Here is a 501-nt window from a genome sequence, read left to right on the forward strand (position 1 = left end):
CCTCCGAGTACGTCTCACGGTACCTTCGGGCCACATTCTGAACCAGACCTTCAAAGGCCACATCGTATACGCCTTCTCCGCGCTGTCCCTTGTAGTGCACCTTGATTTCTTTTCCGTTGGTTCCATTAATCAGAACGTCGTGAACCGGCTTCGGATACTCTTCGAACGGTGTGTCAAGGCTGAACTTGTATTCACTGCTCAGCGCCTCCAATATGGCGCGTGTAAAGCTTCCCTTATCTGTACAGGACTGCCAGCCCAGTACAGTGATGGCCCCCTGGTTGATGCTCAGACTCTTGTCCGGAATCATCAGATCCTCATCAAACTCCATCTTATATCCCAGACCGAAACAATCCGGGCAGGCGCCGAAGGGGTTATTAAAGGAAAAGCTTCTCGGTTCCACCTCATCGATACTGATTCCACAGTCCGGACAGGAAAAGCTCTGGCTGAAGGTAATCGGCTGGCCGTCAATCACATCCACGGTCATCAGCCCGTCGGACAGCT

General features: G+C 52.5%; 1 protein-coding gene. It reads right to left on the minus strand.

Annotation, left to right across the window (positions count from 1 at the left end; all coding sequences use genetic code 11):
- A partial coding sequence (gene uvrA / locus NE664_13310) for an ABC-ATPase UvrA (GenBank protein ID MCQ4727610.1) occupies positions 1-501 on the minus strand: 501 nt, incomplete at both ends.

It is taken from the genome of Anaerotignum faecicola, assembly GCA_024460105.1.
Taxonomy (GTDB): domain Bacteria; phylum Bacillota; class Clostridia; order Lachnospirales; family Anaerotignaceae; genus JANFXS01.